Origin of the sequence: Acinetobacter uliginosus (genome assembly GCF_044130295.1) — a bacterium.
Taxonomy (GTDB): Bacteria; Pseudomonadota; Gammaproteobacteria; order Pseudomonadales; family Moraxellaceae; genus Acinetobacter.
Map to the genome: position 1 here is coordinate 76,187 of NZ_JBIQOC010000009.1, position 7,340 is coordinate 83,526.

6 protein-coding genes are annotated in these 7,340 nt (G+C 44.6%); 5 read left to right on the forward strand and 1 reads right to left on the reverse strand.

The genetic code is table 11. From position 1 onward, the window contains the following. The first annotated feature begins 2 nt into the window (after positions 1-2). Together ACE01T_RS03495 and ACE01T_RS03500 are read left to right on the forward strand one after the other, a co-directional pair. Positions 3-1,985: a MacB family efflux pump subunit gene (locus ACE01T_RS03495; protein ID WP_395518750.1), complete on the forward strand. Its 1,983-nt coding sequence runs from the start codon at positions 3-5 to the stop codon at positions 1,983-1,985. An 11-nt stretch (positions 1,986-1,996) separates the two neighbouring features. After that, positions 1,997-3,400 (forward strand): efflux transporter outer membrane subunit, encoded by a 1,404-nt coding sequence (locus ACE01T_RS03500; protein WP_395518751.1) that lies wholly within the window; start codon positions 1,997-1,999, stop codon positions 3,398-3,400. Positions 3,401-3,499: 99 nt separating this feature from the next. On the opposite strand, the gene ACE01T_RS03505 is transcribed toward ACE01T_RS03500, so the two are convergent. Continuing rightward, positions 3,500-4,021: a CHAP domain-containing protein gene (locus ACE01T_RS03505; protein ID WP_180082133.1), complete on the reverse strand. Its 522-nt coding sequence runs from the start codon at positions 4,019-4,021 to the stop codon at positions 3,500-3,502. 641 nt (positions 4,022-4,662) lie between these two features. On the opposite strand from ACE01T_RS03505, the gene thyA reads away from it, so the two are divergent. The 3 genes from thyA (at position 4,663) to ACE01T_RS03520 (ending at position 7,227) form a co-directional block, all read left to right on the forward strand. Then, a complete protein-coding gene (gene thyA, locus ACE01T_RS03510; protein ID WP_395518752.1) occupies positions 4,663-5,505 on the forward strand; it encodes a thymidylate synthase in 843 nt (280 codons plus the stop codon). A gap of 113 nt (positions 5,506-5,618) precedes the next feature. Continuing rightward, positions 5,619-6,131 (forward strand): dihydrofolate reductase, encoded by a 513-nt coding sequence (locus tag ACE01T_RS03515; protein WP_086195344.1) that lies wholly within the window; start codon positions 5,619-5,621, stop codon positions 6,129-6,131. 28 nt (positions 6,132-6,159) lie between these two features. Next, positions 6,160-7,227, forward strand: a complete 1,068-nt coding sequence (locus ACE01T_RS03520; protein WP_395518753.1) for an Lnb N-terminal periplasmic domain-containing protein — start codon at positions 6,160-6,162, stop codon at positions 7,225-7,227. Positions 7,228-7,340: the final 113 nt, after the last annotated feature.

Below are 7,340 nucleotides of genomic sequence, written 5' to 3' on the forward strand. Positions count from 1 at the left end.
TCATGAGCCAAGATCAACAGCCTTTGCTCAAGGTCAAAGATCTGACCCGTGAATTCCCCGCCGGGGAAAGCACCATTCAGATTTTAAAGGGCATTAATCTGGAGATTTACCCGGGAGAACTGGTCGCCATTGTCGGGCAGTCCGGTTCGGGAAAATCCACCCTGATGAATATTTTGGGATGTCTGGATCAGCCAAGCTCAGGAAGCTATCAGGTCAAAGGGCGTGAAACACGTCAATTGGAAGCGGATGAACTGGCTCAACTGCGCCGTGAATATTTCGGCTTTATTTTCCAGCGCTATCACCTGTTGGGCGATTTAAGCGCGGCAGGTAATGTTGAAGTTCCGGCCATTTATGCAGGTGTCGATGCTTCCGCCCGTCAACAGCGCTCGACCCAGCTGCTCTCGGACCTAGGTTTGGCCGAAAAGACCCAGAACCGTCCCAGCCAGCTTTCCGGTGGCCAGCAGCAGCGTGTATCGATTGCCCGTGCATTGATGAACGGCGGCGACGTGATTCTGGCCGATGAACCGACCGGTGCACTGGATAAAAACAGCGGCATTGAAGTGATGCGTATCTTGCGCGAGCTGAATGCCAAAGGTCATACCATCATCCTGGTTACCCACGATCATAACGTTGCCAAAAATGCCTCGCGTATTATTGAAATTAGTGACGGCAACATTATTTCAGATAAACCGAATGTGCCTGAAGTTGCCGCAGATGGAGTTTTAGAAAAACAGATCTTAGAACAAACCGCACAGAAAAAAACGCCTTCCTGGCGCTCTGCTGCGGACCGGCTAGGCGAAGCATTCCGTATGGCCCTACTGGCCATGAATGCACACCGCATGCGGACCTTCCTGACCATGCTCGGGATTATTATCGGGATTGCCTCGGTGGTGTCTGTAGTGGCTTTAGGTAACGGTTCACAGAAACAGATTCTGGAAAATATCAGCAGCCTCGGCACCAACACTATTACCGTCTATCAAGGCCGTGGCTTTGGCGACAATTCCAAAACAGCCCAGGTCAAAACACTGGTTCCTGCCGATGCGGATGCCCTGGCTGAACAGCCCTATGTCGATGGAGTCAGTCCATCGGTCACCAGCAACATCACCGCCCGTTTTAAGGATACCGAAGCTTCCGCCACCGTGAATGGGGTCAGTGAAGACTTCTTCTATGTTCGAGGGATGAACTTTGCTTCAGGACAGCCTTTTGACAAAGAAGGCGTGACTGAACGTGCCCAGGACGTGGTGATTGATGACAATACCAAAAAGACATTTTTTAGTGATGGTACCAACCCTGTCGGTCAGGTCATTCTGTTGGGCAGTGTTCCCAGTCGTATCATTGGCGTAGTTGAAGCACAAAAATCAATGATGGGAAATTCAGACAGCCTGAATGTTTACTTGCCCTACTCTACGGTGATGAGCCGCATGTTAGGCCAGGCGAATGTACGCAGCATCATTGTCCGGGTCAAAGACGAATACCCAAGTGCGGCAGCTGAAAATGCCATTTTAAATTTATTGGTACAACGCCACGGCACACAAGATGTGTTTACCCAGAATGCAGACAGTATTCGTGAAACCATTCAGCAAACCACGCAAACCATGACCCTGTTAGTCTCTGCGATTGCGGTGATTTCCCTGATTGTCGGCGGGATTGGGGTGATGAACATCATGCTGGTCTCTGTGACTGAACGTACTCAGGAAATTGGCGTGCGTATGGCCGTCGGTGCCCGGCAAAGTGACATCTTGCAGCAGTTCCTGATTGAGGCTGTACTGGTCTGTATTTTAGGCGGGATCTTGGGGGTGCTTTTATCTTTAGGCATTGGACAGCTGATTAGCCAGTTTGCCAGCGGTACCTTCCAGATGGCCTATTCCACCACCTCCATTGTGGCGGCCTTCGTCTGTTCCAGCATGATCGGGATTATCTTCGGCTTTATCCCTGCCCGCAATGCAGCACAGCTCAATCCTGTCGATGCACTTTCTCGCGAATAAGGATAAATAGAATGCAAATGAATTTTACCAAGCTTATTGCTAGCCTTATTTTAACTGGCTCTCTGGTCGGTTGTGCAGCGGTGGTAAAAACACCGTATGAACAGCCTGCCGTGAATATTCCAAGCAGTTTCCAGAATAGCAAAGCCATGAGCCAGCAGGTGCATGCCGATGTCTATGCCGATCAATGGTGGACTTTGTTTGGCGATGCGCAGCTGAACCAGCTGGTCAATCAGGTTTTAGCCAGCAATACCGATCTGGCGGTTGCCGGCATTAATTTGCAGCAGGCACGTTTACAGGCCGGCTTGGCGAAAAACCAGCAAGGCCCTCGGGTCAGCTCCAGTGTTTCAGCTGGACATACGGTTGACCTCAATTCAGGTGATGATGCTTCACGTGGCCTGTCTTTAAGTGGCGGCGTGAGTTATGAACTGGACTTATTCGGAAAGCTGGCGCGTCAAACTGAAGCCAGCAGATGGGAAGCTTTAGCGACTGAACAGGATTTGCAAGCTACTGCGCAAAGCCTGATTGCCACTACGGCAAATTTATATTGGCAGTTGGGTTACTTAAATGAACGCTATCAAATTGCCAGTCAAAACCTGGCCAGCACACAAAAAATCTTTGAGCTGGTGCGCAGCCAATATCGTGCCGGCGCGGTTTCCGGTCTGGACTTAACCTCAGCGGAACAATCGGTGCAAAGCCAAAAAGCGACCTTAAGTCAGATTGAACAGCAGAAAGTCGAAACCCGAACAGCATTAGCAGCGTTGATGCATCAACCTATACAGCAGCTCAATATTGCCGAACCGCAACGTTTACCGCGTATTGCCCTACCGGCTATTTCTGCAGGTTTGCCAGCAGAGCTGTTGTCACGTCGTCCGGATTTACAAGCCAGTGAACTGCGTTTACGCAAGGCACTTGCCACTAAAGATGCCACCAAAGCCAGTTATTATCCTTCCATTAACCTGACCGGAAACCTGGGCTCTTCCAGCACATCTTTAACCAGTCTCTTGCAAAATCCGGTATTAACTTTGGGTGCCAATCTCAGCCTGCCTTTCCTGCAATATAACGACATGAAAAAAGATCTGGCGATCAGTAACCTAGATTATGAAAAAGCGATTATCCAGTACCGTCAAAACCTGTATCAGGCCTTTGCAGATGTGGAAAATGCCCTGTCTGCCCGTACAGAATTAAACAAACAGGTGGCTCTGCAAGAGCGCAATGTACAGCTTGCAGAGAAAACCGAGCGTCTAACTGAAGTACGTTACCGCAATGGTGCCATTGCCTTGAAAAACCTGCTCGATGCGCAGGAAACCACACGTAATGCCCGTTTGTCTTTGGTTCAAACCAAACAGAGCCAATACAATGCCTATGTCACCTTGATGCAGGCTTTAGGCGGCAGTCCAGTCAAACCGTTGCCTTAAGTTAAAAGTGAAATAAAAAAGATGCCATTTGGCCATCTTTTTTATTTCAGAAAAATTTCTGAGAAAATGTTCTGTTTGGCTATTTTTAACTTTTTAAAATTAAAAACTCGGGCGGTAATATTTATAGGTCAGGCCTTTTTCATTATAAACATCATAACTTCTTTGCTTAAAGTCAGATACCCATTGCTTGCCGTTAAATCCTGCAATATGTCCATACACATGCTTGCCGGTTCGATCAATAATATAAATATCACCTTCTTTCGGGGCATCGAACTTAGGATTAATTTCTCGATAACCAATTTTCATCAAGGTATTTCCCCAGTCTGCCGCAGCGACGGGATGACTTTGAAATCTTGCACCCGCCGACTCCAAAGCAAGTCTGATACTTTTGGCACATTTTTGTGAACTGCTGGTTGAAGAAACGGACTGCAAGAAATCGGTGAATTTACTGATATCAATTCGCTGGCCATTCTTTGCAAGCACATTCTTTTTAGCTATGGCCTGCCCAGTCTGAAATTCTGAAGATTTTTTCGAATTTTTACCCGATTGGGAACGAATTATGATGTTTGCCTGAACAGGAGCATGAACTGCACTCATGTTTACATTATGATCATAAACCATTCTTTACCAAACACTCCTAAGCCTGAAACTACCGGCTTTTCACTCATTTCGACGGCAAGATGGTAACCCCTAAAATGTGATTTTTCATATAACAAATGTAATTAAATATAAATAAATTACCGATAAGTGAGTTAACTGACTATTTTTTGTAGTTTTTTATCATCCAATACTGCTGATAAATTTATTTTATCCTCACTCCATCCACATTGCGCTGTCATTGAAATCCGGATTTTCAATTGATAAATTGCTGGGATTGAACAGAATAAATACACAATCTGGCATTTAGCAGATCGTGTATTGCTTTCTCCACACATGCTTTACTTCATTTAAGTGATGAACCCATGTTTTTATTCTTTGCCATCGGCAGACCTATCAGATTTTTTATCAAGCCCGGGAAAAATACATTCAATAAAATGTAATCCATTTTCCTTCCCCCTATAACTTTTAATTAAACACCGTCAAGATTAGGCCCTAGTATTTATACCACTTTGCAAACACCAACAAAAAACATATAAATCATTTATTTATAAAAATTATCACCATATTTTAAACTTGCTTTCTCCCTCAATGGATACAGTTTCCTCCCCGGTAAAAAAAGGCTAATATGTGCCACAAGAAATTCACAATATTATGAGAGAGACATGCGTCAATATTTAGACCTTTTACAACATATCCTGGACAACGGTGGCGATAAAGGCGACCGCACGGGCACAGGTACACGTTCAGTATTCGGTCACCAAATGCGCTTTGATCTTTCTCAAGGTTTTCCTTTATTGACCACCAAAAAAGTGCATTTTCGTTCCATCGTGATTGAACTGTTGTGGTTTCTCAAAGGCGATACCAACGTTAAATATCTGCAAGACAACAAAGTTACGATTTGGGATGAATGGGCTACTGCAGAACAAACGGCGCGTTTTGGCCGTCCTGAAGGTGAATTGGGGCCGGTTTATGGTCATCAGTGGCGTAATTTTGGCGCAAGCAAAAAAGAAAATGGTTTATATGAACAGGATGGTTTTGACCAGATCACATGGCTGATCAACGAAATTAAAACCAATCCCAATTCACGCCGTTTAATTGTGTCAGGCTGGAATCCGAAAGAAGCGGGAACGGTTGCCCTGCCACCTTGCCATACCCTGTTCCAGTTTTTTGTACAAGATGGCAAACTATCCTGCCAGCTTTATCAACGTAGTGCCGACGTGTTTCTAGGCGTTCCATTTAATATCGCTAGCTATGCCCTGCTCACGCACATGATTGCGCAAGTTTGCGGTTTAGGTGTAGGCGACTTTGTCTGGACTGGTGGCGACACGCACTTATATGTGAACCATTTTGAACAGGCTCAATTACAACTTAGCCGTGAACCTTTGCCGCTTTGCCAATTGAAACTGAATCCAGAAATTAAAGATATCTTCGCGTTTAAATTTGAAGATATTGAAATTGTCGGCTATGAATCGCATCCCGGCATTAAAGCGCCAGTAGCGGTTTAATTTTTTCTCATTCATCATTCCACTTAAATTCCTAATCCCCCTAATTCCCCCTTTAAAAAAAAGGGGGAATTGAATAAAAAAATCCGGGAATATAATCAGATAAGGCGAACTTTATGACCTTCCAAAATTTAGAAGTTGTGCATGTTGTGGCCATGGATCAACAGCGCTGCATTGGCAAAAATAATGACCTGCCTTGGCACATTTCAGCTGACCTCAAACACTTTAAGGAAATCACCCAAGGCGGTGTGGTGGTCATGGGACGCAAGACCTTGGAGTCTATGGGCCGCACTTTGCCAAAACGGGTCAACTGGGTCATTACCCGTGACACCGACTGGTCATTTGAAGGCACCAAAGTAGCCTACTCTATTGAAGACGCCTTGGCTCAAGCCGTTGCCGATGTTAAAGCATCAGAAAAACCTGAATCAATCTTTGTGATTGGCGGCGGTGAAATCTTTAAACAGACCATGAACATTGCCGACCGTTTAGAGCTGACCCATGTTGAACTAGACGTTCAAGGCGATGCCTACTATCCGGAAATTCCAGCTGAATTTAAAAAGGTCGTCTCAGAACAACATATTGATGACAAAACTGGAATTGCTTTTGAGTTCGCAACGTACCGAAAATAAAGGCAATAATTATAGATAACAGTCAAATATGCATAATACTGGAACAAGAAAATTCCTTCTTGCCTTGGGCATGGTGCTACTCCACACTGCGTTCGGTCTGTTCGTTATTATGTCCTCTATTTGGCTGTGTCTGGCCTTATGGTTTCAGCAACCCTTTGGCGGCTTAGTCACACGATTACTGATCGGCATCTGGATCGCTTTTGCCTTAAGCATACTCGGCCTTTATATCACCCAATATGTTTTGAACCGTCAGACTGATGTGCTGATCTATGTTCTGTTCTTTCTTGTCGGCTTATTCTGGTATTTTGGTCTGCAAGCCAGACAGGATCGTGAATGGAATCCGGAAGTTGCCCAAATACTATCTTATGAGCAACAGGGCAATCTGGTTACACTGCACAATGTACGCAATTTTAACTGGCATGCGGATGGCAGTTATGATGAACGTTGGGAAACCCGGCAGTTTGATTTAAACCAGATTAGCGGTGTAAATATTATTACATCGTACTGGATGGGACCACGCATTGCTCATACACTGGTTAGTTTCGATTTTACCAACAGCCCGCCACTGACCTTTTCAATTGAAATTCGTAAACAGAAAAATGAAGAATTTTCCACGTATGGCGGTTTTTTCAGAAAATATGAACTCAGCCTGATTGCAGCCGATGAAAAGGATCTGATTTATACCCGCAGCAATATTCGTGGCGAACAGGTCTATTTTTTTCCAATTAATATGCCAAAAAGTGAAATACGTGCCCTGTTTGAAGAATATCTGCATAAAGCCAATGAATTAAAACATCAGCCAAAATGGTATAACAGCCTAACCAGTAACTGCACCACGCTGGTATTTGACATGGTACAGGCAATATCCAAAAGACCTTTCCCAACAGATTACCGCCTGCTGGCTTCAGGATATTTACCTAATTACCTCTATGACTTGAATGCCATTTCCCATGACTTAAGCATGAAACAGTGGTATAAGATTGCCTACATTAACCCGCGCGTCAGCCAGTTAAAGAATATCTCCAGCACACAATATTCACGCCTGATTCGTAAGGGCATCCCCGCAGCTATAACAGACGAATCAGCTGAATTTTAAAATTAAAAATATAGGACTTACGCAGTATTATTTATAGATTCTCTGTGGTAGCAGATGATTTTTATCGAGAATAAAGTCATCAATGAAGTTTTTGATCATTGGTCTAAATAATT